At 58.7% G+C, this 17,203-nt stretch carries 13 protein-coding genes and 1 pseudogene; 2 read left to right on the forward strand and 12 right to left on the reverse strand.

Features of this window, described 5'->3' with window-relative positions:
- Positions 1-9 precede the first annotated feature (9 nt).
- From ACYQ54_RS00775 to ACYQ54_RS00785, 3 genes are read right to left on the reverse strand one after another with little or no spacing between them, the layout of a single operon-like run.
- Entirely contained in the window at positions 10-906 is an 897-nt protein-coding gene (locus ACYQ54_RS00775) for an ABC transporter permease (protein WP_460078455.1), read from the reverse strand.
- Entirely contained in the window at positions 903-1,928 is a 1,026-nt protein-coding gene (locus ACYQ54_RS00780; RefSeq protein ID WP_460078457.1) for an ABC transporter permease, read from the reverse strand. The genes ACYQ54_RS00775 and ACYQ54_RS00780 overlap by 4 nt, the downstream gene beginning before the upstream one ends.
- Before the next feature lie 3 nt (positions 1,929-1,931).
- Entirely contained in the window at positions 1,932-3,536 is a 1,605-nt protein-coding gene (locus ACYQ54_RS00785; RefSeq protein WP_460078458.1) for an ABC transporter substrate-binding protein, read from the reverse strand.
- A gap of 198 nt (positions 3,537-3,734) precedes the next feature.
- Between ACYQ54_RS00785 and ACYQ54_RS00790 the strand changes: the two are divergent.
- Both ACYQ54_RS00790 and ACYQ54_RS00795 read left to right on the forward strand, forming a co-directional pair.
- Positions 3,735-3,788 (forward strand): annotated as a pseudogene (locus ACYQ54_RS00790) (hypothetical protein); the annotation flags it as partial.
- 202 nt (positions 3,789-3,990) lie between these two features.
- Positions 3,991-4,338, forward strand: coding sequence for a type 2 periplasmic-binding domain-containing protein (locus ACYQ54_RS00795; protein ID WP_460081726.1), 348 nt, complete (start codon positions 3,991-3,993; stop codon positions 4,336-4,338).
- Between the two features lie 84 nt (positions 4,339-4,422).
- Here ACYQ54_RS00795 and dnaE read toward each other — a convergent pair whose 3' ends face one another.
- The 9 genes from dnaE to nuoN all read right to left on the reverse strand — a co-directional run bounded on the left by dnaE (position 4,423) and on the right by nuoN (position 17,188).
- On the reverse strand, positions 4,423-7,926 hold the full coding sequence (dnaE, locus tag ACYQ54_RS00800; RefSeq protein ID WP_460078460.1) for a DNA polymerase III subunit alpha: 3,504 nt from the start codon (positions 7,924-7,926) through the stop codon (positions 4,423-4,425).
- A gap of 523 nt (positions 7,927-8,449) precedes the next feature.
- Positions 8,450-9,166 (reverse strand): ABC transporter ATP-binding protein, encoded by a 717-nt coding sequence (locus ACYQ54_RS00805; RefSeq protein WP_460078462.1) that lies wholly within the window; start codon positions 9,164-9,166, stop codon positions 8,450-8,452.
- Positions 9,167-9,177: 11 nt separating this feature from the next.
- Positions 9,178-10,482 (reverse strand): lipoprotein-releasing ABC transporter permease subunit, encoded by a 1,305-nt coding sequence (locus tag ACYQ54_RS00810; protein WP_460078465.1) that lies wholly within the window; start codon positions 10,480-10,482, stop codon positions 9,178-9,180.
- 125 nt (positions 10,483-10,607) lie between these two features.
- On the reverse strand, positions 10,608-11,936 hold the full coding sequence (proS, locus tag ACYQ54_RS00815; RefSeq protein WP_460078467.1) for a proline--tRNA ligase: 1,329 nt from the start codon (positions 11,934-11,936) through the stop codon (positions 10,608-10,610).
- Positions 11,937-12,498: 562 nt separating this feature from the next.
- On the reverse strand, positions 12,499-12,789 hold the full coding sequence (locus ACYQ54_RS00820) for a DUF1467 family protein (protein ID WP_460078470.1): 291 nt from the start codon (positions 12,787-12,789) through the stop codon (positions 12,499-12,501).
- Positions 12,790-12,792: 3 nt separating this feature from the next.
- Positions 12,793-13,197 (reverse strand): methylmalonyl-CoA epimerase, encoded by a 405-nt coding sequence (gene mce, locus ACYQ54_RS00825; protein ID WP_006934701.1) that lies wholly within the window; start codon positions 13,195-13,197, stop codon positions 12,793-12,795.
- 44 nt (positions 13,198-13,241) lie between these two features.
- Entirely contained in the window at positions 13,242-14,924 is a 1,683-nt protein-coding gene (locus tag ACYQ54_RS00830) for a ribonuclease J (protein ID WP_460078472.1), read from the reverse strand.
- 18 nt (positions 14,925-14,942) lie between these two features.
- On the reverse strand, positions 14,943-15,740 hold the full coding sequence (locus ACYQ54_RS00835; protein WP_460078473.1) for a biotin--[acetyl-CoA-carboxylase] ligase: 798 nt from the start codon (positions 15,738-15,740) through the stop codon (positions 14,943-14,945).
- 8 nt (positions 15,741-15,748) lie between these two features.
- Positions 15,749-17,188, reverse strand: coding sequence for an NADH-quinone oxidoreductase subunit NuoN (gene nuoN, locus ACYQ54_RS00840; RefSeq protein ID WP_460078474.1), 1,440 nt, complete (start codon positions 17,186-17,188; stop codon positions 15,749-15,751).
- Positions 17,189-17,203: the final 15 nt, after the last annotated feature.

Consider the following 17,203-nt stretch of genomic DNA (forward strand, 5'->3'; position numbering starts at 1 on the left):
CAAAGCTCCTCAGGTCCGGCGCCGCGGGTCGACAATGTCGCGAAGACCGTCTCCCATCAGGTTGAAAGTAAAGACGGCCAGCATCAGCCAAAGCCCAGGGAACAGCGCTAGCCACCACTCGCCGGACACGATGAAATTCGCGCCCTCGGCAACCATGATGCCCCATTCCGGTGTGGGCGGGCGGACCCCAAGACCGATAAAGGAAAGCCCCGCCGCGTTCAGGATGGCCCAGCCAAGGTTGAGTGAAACCTGCACCATCATCGGTGGCAGGGCGTTCGGGAAGATATGAAACGCGAGCACTCGGGTATCCGAATTGCCGGCGAGCTTGGCGGCAAGCGTGAACCCAGCCTCACGCCTGATGTTCACCTCGGCGCGGACCAGCCGCGCGTAAAACGGGATATTGATGATCGCCGTGGCGATGATGATGTTGGAAATCGAATTTCCGAGCGCCGCAACGATGCCCATGGCAAGAACAAACAAAGGAAAGGCCATGATGGTGTCCAGCAACCGGTTGAGCACCACATCCAGCCAGCCCCCGCGGTAACCGGCCACTGCGCCCAGAAACGACCCGAACACGAAGGAGAGTGCAACAGCGAACACCGAGATGATCAGATCGAGGCGCGTTGCCACGATCACTCTTGAAAAGACATCCCGGCCAAGACTGTCGGTTCCGAACCAATGAGACCAGCTGGGGGCCTGCAGCGCGCTTGCGGCATTCGTCTGCAGTGGATCGTAGGGAGCCAGAGCAGGCCCAAGCACTGCCGACCCAATGAAAAACGCGAACATGGCGAAGGAAAGTGCCGTCACCGGATTTTCCCGAAGGACGTAGATCGTATGGCTCAGGGCTCCGGAGTCAGTCTTCCGTTTGGCACCGGTGACATCGGGTGGCAGGGTCGTATCACTCATTTCGAAGATGTCCCGAAGCGTGGATCAATCAGCGAATAGGACAGATCGATCAGCAGGTTGAGAACAACGAACAGTAGTGCCATCGCCAGCACAAAGCCTTGAACCGCTGCGTAATCGGAGACCACAAGTGCCTCGACCGCATAGGACCCAATGCCCGGCCACGCGAAGACCTTTTCGACCAGAACGTTGGCGCCGAGAACGAAAGAAAACACCATACCCAGAGTGGTCACCACGGGAAGAAGCGCATTGCGAAACGCATAGCCGTAAAGAACCATCCCCGGACCGAGACCCGCAGCGCGTGCTGTTCTGACATAGTCGGCTGCCAGCGCGGACAGCATCGCCGCCCGTGTCATGCGCGCGATCGGTGCCAGCGTGAAAAGAGCTAGCGTCGTTGCCGGCAGGACAAGTTGCTTCAGCGCTCCGGTCCAGGTTTCCCAATCACCGGCAAGAGCCGCATCAATCAGGAAAAACCCGGTAACCCTCGGCGGATCGATATAGATGAAATCGAGCCTGCCCAGAGGCGATGGAGCGATACCCAGAAGGTAATAGAAGACGTAGATGAGAACGATGCCGGTAAAGAATGTCGGAAGCGATACACCTGCCGTGACAAGTATGCGGCACAACTGGTCAACCCAGGTTCCGGGCCGCGTCGCTGCCAGAACACCGAGGGGAACGGCAATCAGGCAGGACAGCACCAGCGCCGACAGCGTCAATTCAAGCGACGCCGGCAGGCGGGACGCAAGTTCCGTGGCAACGGGGCGGCCGGTCGAAACCGACTGCCCCAGATCCCCTCGCAGCAGATCGCCGACATAGATCAGGAACTGTTCCGGCAGTGGTTTGTCGAGCCCCAGAGACCGGCGAACCTCCTCGATGGATTCCGGCGTTGCCGCAGCTCCCGCAAATTGCACTGCAGGGTCGCCGGGCAAGGCGCGAGTAAGGATGAAACTGATCACCACAACGCCTATCAGCACCGGAATTGCCTGCAGGATACGGTTGAATGTAGCCGAGCTGCGGCGCGCCATGGCCTAGCTCTCCACGTTCGTCAGGGAACGGACGTCGAGCTGACGATGGAACCAGAACTCATAGCCATCAGCACTGTTGACCGCGACGTTGAGCGCAGGCTGATAAAGCGGGATCCTCGGCAGGTCTTCCATGGCAATCTCGAACATCCGCTTGATCTTCGGTGCATAGTCCGGATCGTCCTGAGCCATATGAAGGGTTTCGGAGGTCAGCGTCTCGATTTCTTCGTTCCGGTAGTTTGAGGAATTGAAGAGGTTGCCTTCCTGATACGCCCAGAAGAAATAGTAGTCGGGTGTATCCAGCCAGCCGCCGAAGTTCTCCAGATGCAGCGGCAGGCGCTTTTCCACGAGCACGGCCGTGCGCCAGTTGGCCCCGGGGATCTTCTCGATCTCCGTTTTGATTCCCAGCTTGCCGAGGCTCTCCTGGATCAGCAGCGCAGTTGGCTCCATCCAGGACGACAGGTCGGTGCTGATCGACAACGGAACTTCAAAGCCATCGGGATAGGCCGATGCCGCAAGCAGCGCCTTGGCCTTGTCCATGTCCTGGCTGTAGGGCGATTTGCGTGGCCAGGAAGTATCATCGATAGTCTCGCCGCCACCCCAAAGCGGCGCGCCGCGGCCGTAGGCTGCCGTTTCAAAGATATCCTTGTAGGGAATCGCATAGGCGATAGCCTTGCGCACATTCGGATCCTGGAACGGCTCGAAGGTGTAGTTCAGACCGACCACATGCATGGTGTTGGCAATCGGCGTGGAATAGACCTTCACCTTTTCAGCCAGCTCTGCAGCATCCTTGTCCGGAATGTCGAAGGATACCTGCACATCGCCCCGTTCGATGAGGGCCCTGCGCGTTGCCGGGCTCGGCACTTCACGAACGATGATTCTGCGGACCTTGGGCAAGGGGCCGCCGGCCCATTCGTCGAAGCGCTCGTAAACGATCTGCTGGCCGGAGTCCCAACGGGCAACCTTATAGGCCCCGGACCCTGCCGGCGTCGTGTGAAGATATTCGGTCGCCCAGGGATCATCGGCGGTCGCCTGTGCCTTTGCGACTTTCGAGTTGATGACAAATGGCACCGGGACGGCAAGATCCGGCAAGGAGAGCTTGGAAGGCTTGTCGAGCTTGACGACGAAGGTCGCCTCGTCCACCGCTTCGAACTGATCCGGCCGCACAAGACCACCGGCCTTCATCTGCGTGCTTGGAAACCCGCCAACGGACACGGCCCTGTCGAATGACCATTTGACATCCTCCGCCGTCACCTTGCTGCCGTCCCAGAAGACGGCGTTCGGTTTCAGCTTGAACGTGATGGTCAAACCGTCATCGGAGATCGTCCAGCTTTCCGCGAGCTCAGGTTCGAGCTTCGAATAGTCGAACGAGACGCTGCCATCGTCCAGCGTCTTGCTGCCGAACGTAATCAACCGGTCATAACAGTTGATGGCAACCTGATAGCTCGCCCTGTTCGTTCCGGTGCGGTGCAGATCCAGACTGTTGATGGTCTGGCCGGTTACCGCCACCAGGGTATCGCTTGCAGCGAAGGCAGACAGGGACCGGGAAAACGGGAGAGCGCCGACCACGGCGGCTCCAGCTTTGAGGAATTCGCGTCTGTGTAGGGACATGTTCGGAAACTCCGCTGTGCGATTGGCTTCCCGAACCTTGCAGGTGTTTTCTGTTTCCGAAAAATGCTATAAATTCACAGATGCGATGAAAAAAATGCAACGCTTTGAGCAAAGTCGTTTGAATTGAGACACTTATACACATTTCAGCTCATTGAGGCCGTTGCCCGGGCCGGTTCGATCAGAAAAGCGGCTGAAGACATGAACCTGACGGCATCTGCGCTCACGCGCCGGCTGCAGAGGTTCGAGCAGGAGTTTGGGGCACGGCTCTTCGAACGCCTGCCGAAAGGCGTTCGTCTCAACCCGGCCGGAGAGCTGCTACTGCATCATTACCGCGCGAGCCTTTCAGACCTTGCGCGTGTGCAGAGCCAGGTTGCGGATCTTGCCGGAGAACGCAGAGGACATGTCTCCATTGCCTGTTCCCAGGCGATGGTTCCCTATTTCCTGCCGGAGCAGATTGCCCGCTATCGGCGCGACCACCAAATACGGCGTCCGGCATCTGCTGGACTTCGCGGCCAGACGCGGCAGCCGGCGCGTATCCCCCGCTGTCGAAACCGAAAGCTTCGACCTGATCCGGCACTACGTCCTTTGTGAAAAACTGATCGGTTTCCAGATCCCTCTGGGGCTCAGGGAACTGGATGACGGCTCGCTGGTTTTCAAGCCGATCTCAAGCAAGGATCTGCCGCCCGGGAACCTGATCCTGGGCCAGATGCGCGGGCGCACGCTTCCCGTTGCCTCGGCGCGATTTGCGTTGCAGCTGGCAACCGCGCTCAAGGACTATCATAGCGCCCGGGTCGGCGGTTGAAAGGTCGGCTGATTTCGGCACCCTGGAATCCGTCACGCACCGGTCCTCCCGGCACGACAGGACGCCTTTGGCGCGGTTCTACCCTCATGCCACCTGTACGTCGGTCACGCCCGGCACGGCCTTGAGCGCACCGGCAATTTCCGGGGACAGCCGGAAACGGCCCGGAAGCTTGACTTCCACTTCCCGTGCACCGTTTTCCAGAAGCACGATCACCGTCACATCGCCTTCCCCACGGACCTGCAGCTGCTTTGCAAGGCTCGGGATCGGACGTTCGTCGCGAACAAACACCCGCATGCTTTTCTGCAGACGGGCTGCCATCTGATCGATCGGATCGACTTGCTCGATCCTGAGGGACGGTTCATCGTCGCGCATGTCGGCACCGACAAGCACTACCACGGACCGCCCCGCCTGCAGGGCATCACGGAACTGTTCGAGTTTCTCGCGAAAGAGCAGCGCTTCATACTGGCCCGTTGCATCGGAAAGACGGGCGATCCCCATGCGATTTCCGGTTTTGGTCTTGCGTTCCTGCATGGAGACCACGGTGCCGGCAAGGCGGCCATGGGAGGCCCCCTTCTTCACCGCCTCAGAAAACTGGCTCCACGGCTGTACCCGCATTTTCTCGAGGACAGATGCATATTCGTCAATCGGGTGTGCAGACAGATAAAAGCCGATCGCGGAGTGTTCGCGTTGAAGCTTTTCTTCGTTCGTCCAGCCATGGACATCGTCCAGCTGCAAGGGTTCTTCGCTATCGCTGCCACCGAACAACTCGTCCTGACCGAGCGTCTTGTTTTCCTCGGTCCGCTGCGCCAGCCCCATGATCCGGTCAAGACCTTCAAAAACCCGCGCCCGGTTGGGCTCAAGTTCATCGAATGCGCCGGCGGCCACTAGGTTTTCGAGAGTGCGCTTGTTCAGCGCCTTGGGCGAGATCCGCCGGGCAAAGTCGCCAAGGCTCTTGAACGGCTTGTCACCGCGAACTTCAACGATATGCTCAACCGCCTGCTCTCCGACCCCCTTGATGGCGCCCATCGCATAAAGGATCTTGCCGTCGGCCACGTCGAAGTAGACTTGCCCCCGGTTGATTGAAGGCGGCTCGATCTCGATTTTCATGCGCCGGGCTTCCTGACGGTAATCGCCCAGCTTTTCCGTATTGCCGAGATCCAGCGTCATCGACGCCGCCATGAACTCGACCGGGTGGTTCGCCTTCAACCAGGCGGTATGATAGGAAACCAGCGCATAAGCTGCCGCGTGCGACTTGTTGAAGCCGTAGTTGGCGAACTTCGCCACAAGGTCAAAGATCGTGCCGGCGTGGCTCTTGTTGATGCCCCGCTCCACTGCGCCGTTGACAAAGCGCGCCCGCTGGACTTCCATTTCCGCGGCGATCTTCTTACCCATGGCGCGGCGCAGAAGGTCAGCTTCACCGAGAGAGTAACCGGACAGGACCTGCGCGATCTGCATCACCTGCTCCTGGTAGACGATAATGCCGTTCGTCTCCATCAGGATAGGTTCGAGCAGCGGATGCAGGCAGTCCGGGTCCTGTTCGCCGTGCTTCACCGCGTTGTAGACTGGAATGTTCTCCATCGGCCCGGGACGATACAGAGCCACGAGGGCAATGATATCTTCAAACCGGTCCGGTTTCATGCCGGCAATTGCGCGGCGCATGCCCTGACTTTCCAGCTGGAACACGCCGAACGTTTCACCGCGCGCCAGGAGCTGGTAGGTTTTTTCGTCGTCAATCGGCAACGCCGCCACATCGACGTCAATGCCGCGCCGTTCGATCAGCTTCACTGCAGTGTCGATAACCGTCAGCGTCTTCAGGCCGAGAAAGTCGAACTTAACAAGCCCGGCGTCTTCCACCATCTTCATGTTGAACTGGGCGACCGGCATGTCGGACCGCGGGTCTCGGTAAAGCGGCACTAGCTGTTCCAGCGGCCTGTCGCCAATGACGACGCCCGCGGCGTGCGTCGAGGCGTGCCGGTAAAGCCCCTCGAGCTTCTGGGCCATGCCCAGCAGGCGCTCAACGATTTCCTCTTCCTTCGCCGCCTCGCGCAGACGCGGTTCTTCCTCGATCGCCTGACCGAGGGTTACAGGATTTGCAGGGTTGGCAGGCACGAGCTTGCAGAGGCGGTCGACCTGGCCATAGGGCATTTGCAGAACGCGCCCGACATCGCGCAACACCGCGCGGGCCTGTAGCGATCCGAAGGTGATGATCTGGGCAACCTGTTGACGACCGTATTTCTCCTGCACATAGCGGATCACTTCTTCACGCCGGGTCTGGCAGAAGTCGATGTCGAAGTCAGGCATCGACACACGTTCGGGATTGAGGAAGCGTTCGAACAGCAGCGAAAACCGCATGGGATCGAGGTCAGTGATGGTCAAGGACCAGGCGACCAGCGACCCTGCACCGGAACCACGGCCCGGCCCGACCGGAATGCCCTGCCCCTTGGCCCATTTGATGAAATCCGCAACGATCAGGAAGTATCCCGGGAACTTCATGCGCTCGATGATGCCGGTCTCGTAATCGAGACGATCCCAGTAATCCTTTTCCTCCAGTCCAGGCGCCAGTCCGTGCACATCCAGGCGAGCTCGCAATCCTTCACGGGCCTGACGGATCAGCTCTTCGGCCTCGGCCTTTTCCGCTTCTTCCGGATCCGCATCCGCCCCGGCAAAACGAGGCAGGATCGGCGCGCGCTTCAACGGGCGGAAGCTGCAGCGGCGGGCGATCTCCACCGTCGAGGCCAGCGCTTCCGGCAAATCGGCAAAGAGCGCGCACATTTCAGCACGGCTCTTGAAGTAATGTTCCGGCGTCAGACGTCTGCGGTCATCCTCAATCAGCACTCTGCCCTCGGAGATGCAGATCAAGGCATCATGAGCTTCGTAGTCTTCGCGTTTGGGAAAGAAAGCTTCGTTGGTGGCAACCAGTGGCAGCCCGAATTCGTAGGCCAGATCCAGAAACGCATCTTCTGTCTTGCGCTCGGCTTCCATGCCGTGGCGCTGGATCTCCATGTAACATCTGCCGGAAAACCGGTCGGCCAGGGTCTGCAACCGGCTTTTTGCGAGGTCCTTGCGTCCGGCAAGCAGCGCTGCGCCAATCGGCCCGCCGACGCCACCGGTCAGAACGATAACCCCTTCCGACTTTGAAAAAAGATACCCGGAGGAAACATGCGGTCTCAGGCCGGTTTCCGTATCAAGGAAGGCGCGTGAGCTTAGCTCCATCAGATTGCCGTAGCCGGCTTCCGTCATGGCAAGCAGCACAACATCGGCGAGCGCAGGTTCACCTCGCCGGCCGCTGTCCAACCCGTCGTCGAAAAAGACTGACAGCTGACACGCGGCAATCGGCTGAATACCGGCACCCCATGCCTTGGTCGCAAATTCCTGAGCGCCGAACAGATTGTTGGTATCGGCAATCGCCAACGCAGGCTGGTCGTCGGCCTTGGCAAGATCAAGAAGCTTCTTGATTGGCAAGGCGCCTTCCAGCAGCGACAAGGCGGAATGAACCCGAAGGTGGATATAGCCAGGCCCATCGGCCCCGTTACCGACACCCTCGGCTGAGCCGGAAGACTGAGAAATATTGGGATCTGTACCAGACATGGCGCTCTCTTAGCATCTTCCAGAATCAGCGCTCAAGTGAAGCGCGTTCGGGAAAGTCTGTCGAGACGCCGAAAGAGTTGTTCCCGCTGTTCTTTGAGGTCCGCGCTAACCCTGCGTCGTCAGCAGCCGGGTGCCGGTCATAGGATAGAACGCCGAAAACAGCGCACCGGTTTCTCCAGCCGGTGCAACAACCTGTCAGCTGGAATGATCAGCCGACGGACAAGAGCACATCACCCCAGACGGCAAGCGTCGTGCAGAAACAAACCATTGCACCGAAAGCGGCAAAATCACGAGCGATATGGATCATCACACCCTCCAACCTTTGCTCATTGCGTAATTGAAGAATGTTCCATTTTTGTTCCCATTGCAAGCCCTTTTTGTTCCCCTTGTCACCAAGCAAATCAAATTTGCTGAAAACTTTGGGTTTTTGCTTTGTTCTAGAGTTTTGTAGGAGTCGAAAACAGCCTCCCCGTTTCAGGGGGAACACAAAAGATTTTGTCTTGGAATCTCTGTGCCAGACCTCTTACAGATCCTTGACCAGGCCTTCGGAGAGCGTGATTGCCCTGTCCATGCGTCCCGCCAGCTCCAGGTTATGGGTGGCAAACAGCGTGGCAACGCCGGACGCCCTTACCAAAGCCTGCAGAGCGTCGAAAACGTAGCCGGCGGTATTGGGGTCAAGATTCCCGGTTGGCTCGTCAAGAAGCAGGATACGCGGTGCATTCGCCACGGCACGTGCCACGGCGACCCGCTGCTGTTCCCCGCCGGACAGCTCGGACGGACGGTGGCTGCCGCGTTCACCAAGACGCATGTATTTCAGAAGCTCGTCCGCGCGCTCTGCCGCCATCTTGCGCGGCAGGCCGCGGATCATCTGCGGCATCATCACGTTTTCCTGGGCGGTAAATTCCGGCAACAGGTGATGAAATTGATAGACGAAACCGATGTCGTTGCGCCGAATGGCTGTTCGCTCGTCATCCGACAGATCCGAGCAATTGACTGGCCCCAGAAACACATCGCCCTCGTCCGGACGTTCCAGCAGACCGGCGATATGCAGCAGGGTCGATTTGCCGGTCCCGGATGGCGCAACAAGCGCGACCATCTCGCCGGCCTCGATGCGCAACTCTGCACCGTTCAGAATATGAAGTTCGCGGTTTCCCTCATCGAAACTGCGGGTAATACCCGACAGTTGCAGGGCGGCTGGCGCCAGTCCGGGTGCCTGGTTCGGGTCAACGGCCATATTCATCTCCCGTCTCCCTATTCATATCTGAGGGCTTCGACGGGATCGAGCCGAGCGGCCCGCCAGGCCGGATAGACCGTCGCAAGTAGTGACAGCACAAGCGCCATGACGAGAACCGTCATGGTTTCACCGCTGTCGATGTCTGCCGGCAGTTGCGACAGGAAGTAGAGTTCCTTCGAAAACAGGTCAGTTCGCGTCAGCCAGGAAACGAATTGGCGAATGCTTTCGATGTTGAGGCAGACCACCAGTCCGAGGGCGAACCCGGCAAGCGTGCCGACACAGCCGATGCTGGCGCCCGTGATCAGGAAGATCCGCATGATCGACCCGCGCGTTGCACCCATTGTCCTCAAGATCGCGATGTCCTTGCCCTTGTCCTTCACCAGCATGATCATGCCGGAAATGATGTTGAGCGCCGCCACAAGGACGATCAGCGTCAGGATAATGAACATCACGTTCCGCTCGACTTCCAGTGCCGAAAAGAAAGTGACATTTCGCTGGCGCCAGTCAGTCACGAATGTCGGCCGGTCTGCGGCTTCCTCGATCGTGTCCTTCATGATGCCCACCTTGTCCGGGTCCATCACGTAGACTTCGATACCGGTCGCCTTGGTATCCATGTTGAAATAGGCCTGCGCCTCTTCCAGCGGCATGAACAGGAACGTCGCGTCGTATTCGCTCATGCCGATTTCGAAGATTGCGGTGACCGGATAGGCTTTCAGCCGCGGGGTAACCCCCATGGGGGTGACACTGCCGCGTGGCGAGATGATTGTGACATTGTCGCCGAGTGTGATCCCGAGCTGTTGTGCCATGCGAGACCCGATGGCAACGCCCTCGCCTTCATCGAACCCGTCCAGCGTCCCGGCCCGGACATTGTTCGCGATCAGCGGTACACGGCGCAGATCGCTCTCGTAAAGACCACGCACCAGGGCCCCAAAGTTGCCTGCGGGGCCGGAAACCAGTGCCTGCCCTTCCACGAACGGCATCGCACTGATCACATCCGGCACACCCTGAAGCCGGGCAGAAACCGCGTCATAGTCTGTCAGGGGCTGGTCGATAGGTTGAACCAGCATATGACCGTTGATGCCGAGGATCTTGCCGAGAAGCTCCGTCCGGAAGCCGTTCATAACAGCCATCACGATAATAAGCGTCGCAACACCGAGCATAATGCCGGCGAAGGAAAAGCCTGCGATGACGGATATGAAGGTTTCGCGCCGTCTGGATCGCAGGTATCGCCCTGCGATCATCCATTCAAATGCGGAAAATGCGCGCGTTGGGGCTGCCGGTTTGCGACCGTCGTCAATGTCCGCCGTATCTACCGCTGTCATTGTCCATCCAGTTCAGCACAGCCCCAAATTCAGCACAGCCTTCAGGCCGAAGTATTTCCGGCAGACCGGCTGGCTGCAGCCGGTCGCCGCAGCCGAATCCCCACACAGAGGATCACCGGACTTGATTAGTCCGTCAATGCCGCGGTCAGCTTGTTCAAGGTGGCTTCCGGGGAAAGCATTTCCTTTTCCCCAGTTGCCCGGTCCTTGACCTCCAGCAATCCGTCCTTCAGACCGCGCGGCCCGGCCACGACCTGGAACGGCAACCCGATCAGATCCATTGTGGCGAATTTAGCCCCGGCCCGTGTGTCCGTGTCGTCGTAAAGAACCTCGATGCCGGCAGCTTCAAACTTGGCATAGAGATCTTCACACACCGGATCCGTCAGTTCGTCGCCCGGCTTCAAATTGACCAGACCGACATGGAACGGCGCAACGGATTTCGGCCATATGATTCCATTTTCGTCATGATTGGCTTCGATCAAGGCACCAAGAAGGCGCGAAACGCCAACGCCGTAAGAGCCCATGTGAACAGGCACTTCCGTGCCCTCTGCAGTCGCGACCTTGGCTCCCATCGCTTCGGAATATTTCGTTCCGAAATAGAAGATATGGCCAACTTCGATACCACGCGCCGACACACGGGTTTCGTCCGGAAGCGCGCTGAACGCGGCTTCGTCATGCATTTCGTCCGTCGCCGCATAGGGCGTCGTCCACTCGGTCACGACTGGTGTCAGATCGGAGAAGAAATCGGTGTCTTCCGCTGGCGTCGGCAGCTCCAGCAGCGACTTGTCGCAGAACACTTCGCTTTCGCCGGTTTCAGCCAGAATGATAAATTCGTGGCTCATATCGCCACCGATCGGCCCCGTATCGGCTTTCATCGGGATCGCCTTCAGGCCCATACGGGCAAAGGTGCGCAGGTAGGCCACGAACATCCGATTATAGGCGTGGCGAGCCGATTCCTTGTCGAGATCGAAGGAATAGGCATCCTTCATCAAAAACTCACGGCCACGCATGACGCCGAAGCGCGGGCGCACCTCGTCGCGGAACTTCCACTGGATGTGATAGAGGTTCAGGGGCAGATCCTTGTAGGAACGCACGTACCCGCGGAAGATGTCGGTGATCATTTCCTCGTTGGTCGGCCCGAACAGCATGTCCCGCTCGTGACGGTCGGTGATGCGCAGCATCTCCTTGCCATAAGCATCGTAGCGTCCGCTTTCCCGCCACAGGTCCGCAGACTGGATCGTCGGCATCAGCAACTGGATTGCACCTGCTCTGGCCTGCTCTTCTTCGACGATCCGCTCGATCTTGCGCAGGACCTTCAACCCCAATGGCAACCAGGAATAGATCCCGGCGGACTGCTGACGAATCATGCCGGCACGCAGCATCAGCCGGTGGGACACGATTTCCGCTTCCTTGGGTGTTTCTTTCAATATGGGCAGAAAGTAACGGGAAAGACGCATGAATGTTCTCTCAATCTTGGGCATCGCCTGTTTTGTGCGCAGTCAAAGCGCAAGCTGCGACCAAATACAAGTCCTTTGCGTTGACACGCCTGCCTTATACAGAATTGACGGCAAAATAGCGCACGAATGCAGGCATTTCCTGTAGTTTGCCGCCTAATTTTTTGCCGGCACAAGAACTAAGGTTTTAGTTCCAAATATCGCCATGGAAATAGGCAAGCAAAAAAAATAGCCTGTGCACGACAAATAGGTGACAAGCCTGAATCAATCCGCTAGTTTCCATCTTCATAAAAAGAAGATGCCTTGGCAGAAATGCCAAGAGGCTCAAGGACATCGCGGTCTGAGTCTTGGGAGGAAGGACCCTCAGGCGCACCTTCTGGGTTGCAGCCGCCCAGTCGTACGGGAATACCGGACGATAAGGGTACAGGGTCGAATTTAGACGCGGAACTTATCAAAGGCAGAGCTTAGCTCTGCCTTTTTTCTTTGCAGATTCGCTGCAGATTTTCCCGCAATCCATTTGATCAGTTGCCAATCCGGATCAATGAGGGTCCGGACGGCTCACCCGTCAGTTGGACGGGTGGCTGTAGCTGCCGGTGGGTGGATTCAGGAATGGAATATCGTCCAGCCCGAATCCAGAGCTGCGCAGACCGAGGTAACAGGCAAACACCACTGTGGTCACAACGGTCGTCAGGATGACAACCCGCGTGAATCGCGGACGGTCCGGGGCGCTTGGCTCGGATCCGGGTACAACCTCACCGGCCTCCTCCTGTGTCCGGCGCATGCCAAACGGCAGAACGGCGAAGAGGATGATCCACCAGAGCATGAAGTAAATAGCCATGCCAAACGCAACCGACATGAGTTAAGCCTCTTCCAGCTCGGTCAGGGTGCCGAGAAAATCCTTGGGATGCAGGAACAGCACAGGCTTGCCGTGTGCTCCGATCTTTGGTTCACCGTCGCCCAAAACCCTGGCACCGTCTGCCAGCAGCTTGTCGCGCGCGGCAATGATGTCGTCGACTTCGTAACAGACGTGGTGAATACCCCCGGACGGATTCTTTTCCAGGAACTTGGCGATAGGAGAGTTCTCGCCAAGCGGCTCGAGCAGTTCGATCTTGGTGTTGGGCAAGTTGATGAACACGGTGCTGACACCGTGATCCGGCTGCTCTTCCCTGGCAGAAACCTCCGCACCGAGTGTATCCCGGTAGACCGCCGTTGCCGCTTCGATATCCGAAACCGCAATGGCGACGTGATTAAGCCGTCCGATCATTTGCAAACCTCCGCTGTCGGCGGCCCCTCGGGCCGCCCTGATGACTATAGTTGGGTCACCATCACCTTGCAGAGCGTCTTTTTGCCCCAGACGTTCAGGATCTCGGACCGGGCCGCGCGACGAGCGGCTTCGGCGACCAGATCCTTGTCCTTGCGCCGGTTCTTCGGGATGCTTGTCACCGCGCCCCGAACCGCCTTGATGACGATATCCTCCATCGGATCACCTTCATCGTCGGTATCCGGCAGACCCAGCAGGGCGACACTGGGGTCGTCCAGCAATTCCCCTGCCCGGTTCACCACCAGCGAAATCACTGCGGCGCCCGCAAAGGACAGCTTGCGCCGTTCCTTGACACCAGTCACTTCCGGGTCGTCCAGGATATCGCCGTCTTTCACCAGGATGCCCGACGGAGCTTCGTCTATGATGCCCGCACGGCCGGCACTCAGCCGGATGATGTCCCCGTTCTTGCCGCGTACCACTTCCGGAACCCCAAGGTCCTTCGCAAACGCGGCTTGAGCGGCAAGATGCAACGGTTCCCCATGGACGGGAAGCACGACTTTCGGCTGGAGAAGCTTGTAAAGTTGCTCCAGTTCGCCGCGGCGCGGGTGACCGGAGACATGCACAAGTGCATCCCGGTCGGTGACGATGTCGACATCCTTGTCGGCAAGGTTGTTCAGCACTTCGCCGACGGCTTTTTCATTGCCCGGGATGGTGCGGGATGAAAAGATCACCATATCGCCCTTCGACAGCGCGATATTGCGATGGTCACCTGACGCGATCCTGGCAAGCGCAGCCCTTGCTTCCCCTTGGGACCCGGTACACAGCAGCACCGTCTTTTCACGCGGCAGATAGCCATAGGCTTCCTCGTCGTGGAAAGGCTTCAATCCGTCCAGATAACCCAGTTCTCCGGCAACCTCGATCACCCGGTGCATCGAGCGGCCGACAATCACCATGTCGCGATCGTTGGCGGCGGCAGCTTCCGCGATGGCCCGGATACGGGCAACATTGGATGCAAAGGTGGTGACCGCGATGCGCTTGTTCGCCTTGGCCATCACCTTTCTGAGCTCGACAGCAACATCCGCCTCGCTGGGGCTGACACCATCTCGGATCGCGTTGGTGCTGTCGCAGACCAGCGCCATCACCCCTTCCCGTCCCAGTTCGGCCAGCCGGTCCAGATCAATGGGAAGCCCGACACCCGGGGTCCGGTCGATCTTCCAGTCGCCGGTATGCAGCACCATGCCGGCCGGAGTGCGGATCGCCAGGGCACAGGGTTCCGGGATGGAGTGGGCCATGGCTACAAATTCAACATCAAACGGGCCGATCACATGGCGCTCGCCTTGTTTGACCACCGTCACCGGCACTTCTTCCGCCCCCGGTTCGCTTTCTGCCTTGGCAGCAAGCAGGCCCGCAGTGAAAGCCGTCGCATAGACCGGAACCTTCAGATAAGGCCAAAGGTGCAGGATGCCGCCGTAATGGTCTTCATGCGCATGGGTGATCACCATGCCTGCGATATTGTCGACTTCATCTTCCAGGAACTTGATGTCCGGTACGACCACATCGATGCCCGGCAGTTCCGGCCCGGCAAAACTCACCCCGCAATCAACGATGAGCCAGGTTCGGTCATCTTCCGGCCCGTAGCCGTACAGACCCAGGTTCATGCCGATTTCGCCAACACCGCCTAGAGGCAGAAATACGATATCGTTGTTGTTCTTTTTCTTGGCCGAAGCCATGAATTGCTCCTTTAAACGTCAGATCGAGCGACGGCCCGGCGCTGAAGCGCCAGGCAAAAAAACATCACCCGCGTAAATCGTGCGCTCGCCGCCACCGTCCTGCTTCAGCACCAGGTGACCACGCGCATCCAGATCGGCAAAAGTGCCGGTAATTTCTTCCTGGGCCGTCCGAACCGTTATGGTCTTGCCCAGATGTGCAGCCCGTTTAAGCCAGGCACGGCGAATTCCGTCGAAACCACCCGGTTGCTGCCAGCGAGACAGATTTTCCGCCAAAGCTTCCGCCAGACATTCGAACAACCACTCAGCCGTAACCTGATAGCCCAGGCTCCTGAGATCCGTCGCCTGGTAGAGGGACAACGGTGGGTGGGAAACACAATTCACACCGAAACCGAGAACAACCGCCTGGCGGCCATCCGTCATGGATTCAGCTTCCAGCAGAATGCCGGATAGTTTTGAGCCTTCTACAAGCAGGTCGTTCGGCCACTTCAGGCTTACCAGTTGCAGTGTACCGGCTGCTTTGTCAACGGCTTCCGCCAGCGCAACCGCGGCGGCAAGCGGCAACTCGCCGATCCGGTCAGCCGGTTTTGGATTGATCAGCAGAAGACTTGCGAACAGGTTGCCCTTCGGCGAGGACCAGTCGCGTCCCCTGCGACCTCGGCCTGAGGTCTGTTCGTTCGCCCGGATCCAAAGTTGGCCGGCATCTCCTTGCCGGGCCCGATCGAAACACAGCGAGTTTGTGGAGCCGGCGGTTTCCACCTCCACAAAGCGAAAGTCCGGCGCACCGGGCGCCGGACGTTCATGTCCATAACTTGTCATGCGATCGGTCAGAACAGCGACTGAGCAGCAGAGCTGGCCGCGCCAACAATCTGCCCCGGCGCTAACCAGAAGAAGATCACGAACAGGCTCGACAGGCCAAGCACGACGCGCAGCTCCATCGGCATGGCCTCAAAGCCCTCAACCGGCTCGTCAAAGAACATGATCTTGACAACCCGCAGATAGTAATAGGCACCTACGACGGACGCGACCACACCAATCACGGCCAATGGGAAGAGCCCTGCTTCGACAGCCGCGCTGAAGACGTACCACTTGCCGAAAAAGCCGACCAGCGGCGGAATACCTGCAAGCGAGAACATCAGGAGTCCGAGCAGGATTGCCATCGGCAGATTGGTCTGCGACAGGCCAGCGAGATCATTGATCTCTTCGACCATGCCATCCTTGCGGCGCATGGACAGGATGCAGGCGAAGACACCAAGCGTCATGCCCATGTAGGCGATCATGTAGAAGATCACGCCTTCGACACCTGTCTGCGTACCGGCAGCCAGACCAACCAGCGCGTACCCCATATGACCGATGGACGAATAGGCCATCAGTCGCTTCAGGTTTTGTTGTCCGATCGCTGCGAAGGCACCCAGAGCCATGGACGCGATCGACACGAACACGATGATCTGCTGCCAGTCGTTGGTGACTGGCTGGAACGCTTCGATCACGATCCGGACCAGCATGCCCATCGCAGCAACTTTCGGTGCCGCAGCCAGGAAAGCAGTGACCGGGGTCGGCGCACCTTCATAAACATCCGGGGTCCACATGTGGAACGGCACAGCGGAGATCTTGAAGGCAAGACCTGCAAGAATGAAGGTCAGGCCGATGACGAGCCCGATGGACGCACCGTCGTGAGCCAGCGTTTCGGCAATGCCTTCAAACGCTACCTGGCCGGTGAAGCCGTATACCAGCGACATGCCGTAGAGCAGCATGCCCGAGGACAAGGCACCCAGCACGAAGTACTTCAGGCCGGCCTCGGTGGAACGCACGCTGTCTCTGTTGATGGCAGCAACCACATAAAGCGACAGGCTCTGCAACTCCAGGCCGAGATAAAGCGCGATCATGTCGTTTGCCGACAACATCAGCATCATGCCGAGCGTCGCCAGCACAATCAGGATCGGATATTCAAAATGATCGAAAGACTGGCTCTTGGCGTAAGCCCAGGACATGGCAATGGCGAAGAACGAACCCGCCAGCACCAGCAATTTGAGCAGATAGGCAAAATCATCGAGGATGAAAGATCCGCCGAAGGTTTCACCAAAGGCCGGCACAAACAGTAGCACCAGGAAGGTGCCGCCGAGCAGGCCCATTGCTCCGCCGAAGACGGCGTAGCTGACACGCTTGCCGCCAAAGGCGCCGATCATCAGCAACACCATGGCTCCGAGGGCCAGGATGATCTCCGGCAGAACCGGCTTGAGATCTGGCATTAGGGTCAATTCAGACATAGCTCTGTCTCGTCC

Source organism: Roseibium sp. LAB1 (assembly GCF_054658235.1).

Excerpts from the sequence above, each read along its gene's own strand:
- ACYQ54_RS00775 (WP_460078455.1), bottom strand. The coding sequence starts at position 906 with ATGAGTGATACGACCCTGCCACCCGATGTCACCGGTGCCAAACGGAAG.
- ACYQ54_RS00780 (WP_460078457.1), bottom strand. The coding sequence starts at position 1,928 with ATGGCGCGCCGCAGCTCGGCTACATTCAACCGTATCCTGCAGGCAATT.
- ACYQ54_RS00785 (WP_460078458.1), bottom strand. The coding sequence starts at position 3,536 with ATGTCCCTACACAGACGCGAATTCCTCAAAGCTGGAGCCGCCGTGGTC.
- dnaE (WP_460078460.1), bottom strand. The coding sequence starts at position 7,926 with ATGTCTGGTACAGATCCCAATATTTCTCAGTCTTCCGGCTCAGCCGAG.
- ACYQ54_RS00805 (WP_460078462.1), bottom strand. The coding sequence starts at position 9,166 with ATGAATATGGCCGTTGACCCGAACCAGGCACCCGGACTGGCGCCAGCC.
- ACYQ54_RS00810 (WP_460078465.1), bottom strand. The coding sequence starts at position 10,482 with ATGACAGCGGTAGATACGGCGGACATTGACGACGGTCGCAAACCGGCA.
- proS (WP_460078467.1), bottom strand. The coding sequence starts at position 11,936 with ATGCGTCTTTCCCGTTACTTTCTGCCCATATTGAAAGAAACACCCAAG.
- ACYQ54_RS00820 (WP_460078470.1), bottom strand. The coding sequence starts at position 12,789 with ATGTCGGTTGCGTTTGGCATGGCTATTTACTTCATGCTCTGGTGGATC.
- mce (WP_006934701.1), bottom strand. The coding sequence starts at position 13,197 with ATGATCGGACGGCTTAATCACGTCGCCATTGCGGTTTCGGATATCGAA.
- ACYQ54_RS00830 (WP_460078472.1), bottom strand. The coding sequence starts at position 14,924 with ATGGCTTCGGCCAAGAAAAAGAACAACAACGATATCGTATTTCTGCCT.
- ACYQ54_RS00835 (WP_460078473.1), bottom strand. The coding sequence starts at position 15,740 with ATGACAAGTTATGGACATGAACGTCCGGCGCCCGGTGCGCCGGACTTT.
- nuoN (WP_460078474.1), bottom strand. The coding sequence starts at position 17,188 with ATGTCTGAATTGACCCTAATGCCAGATCTCAAGCCGGTTCTGCCGGAG.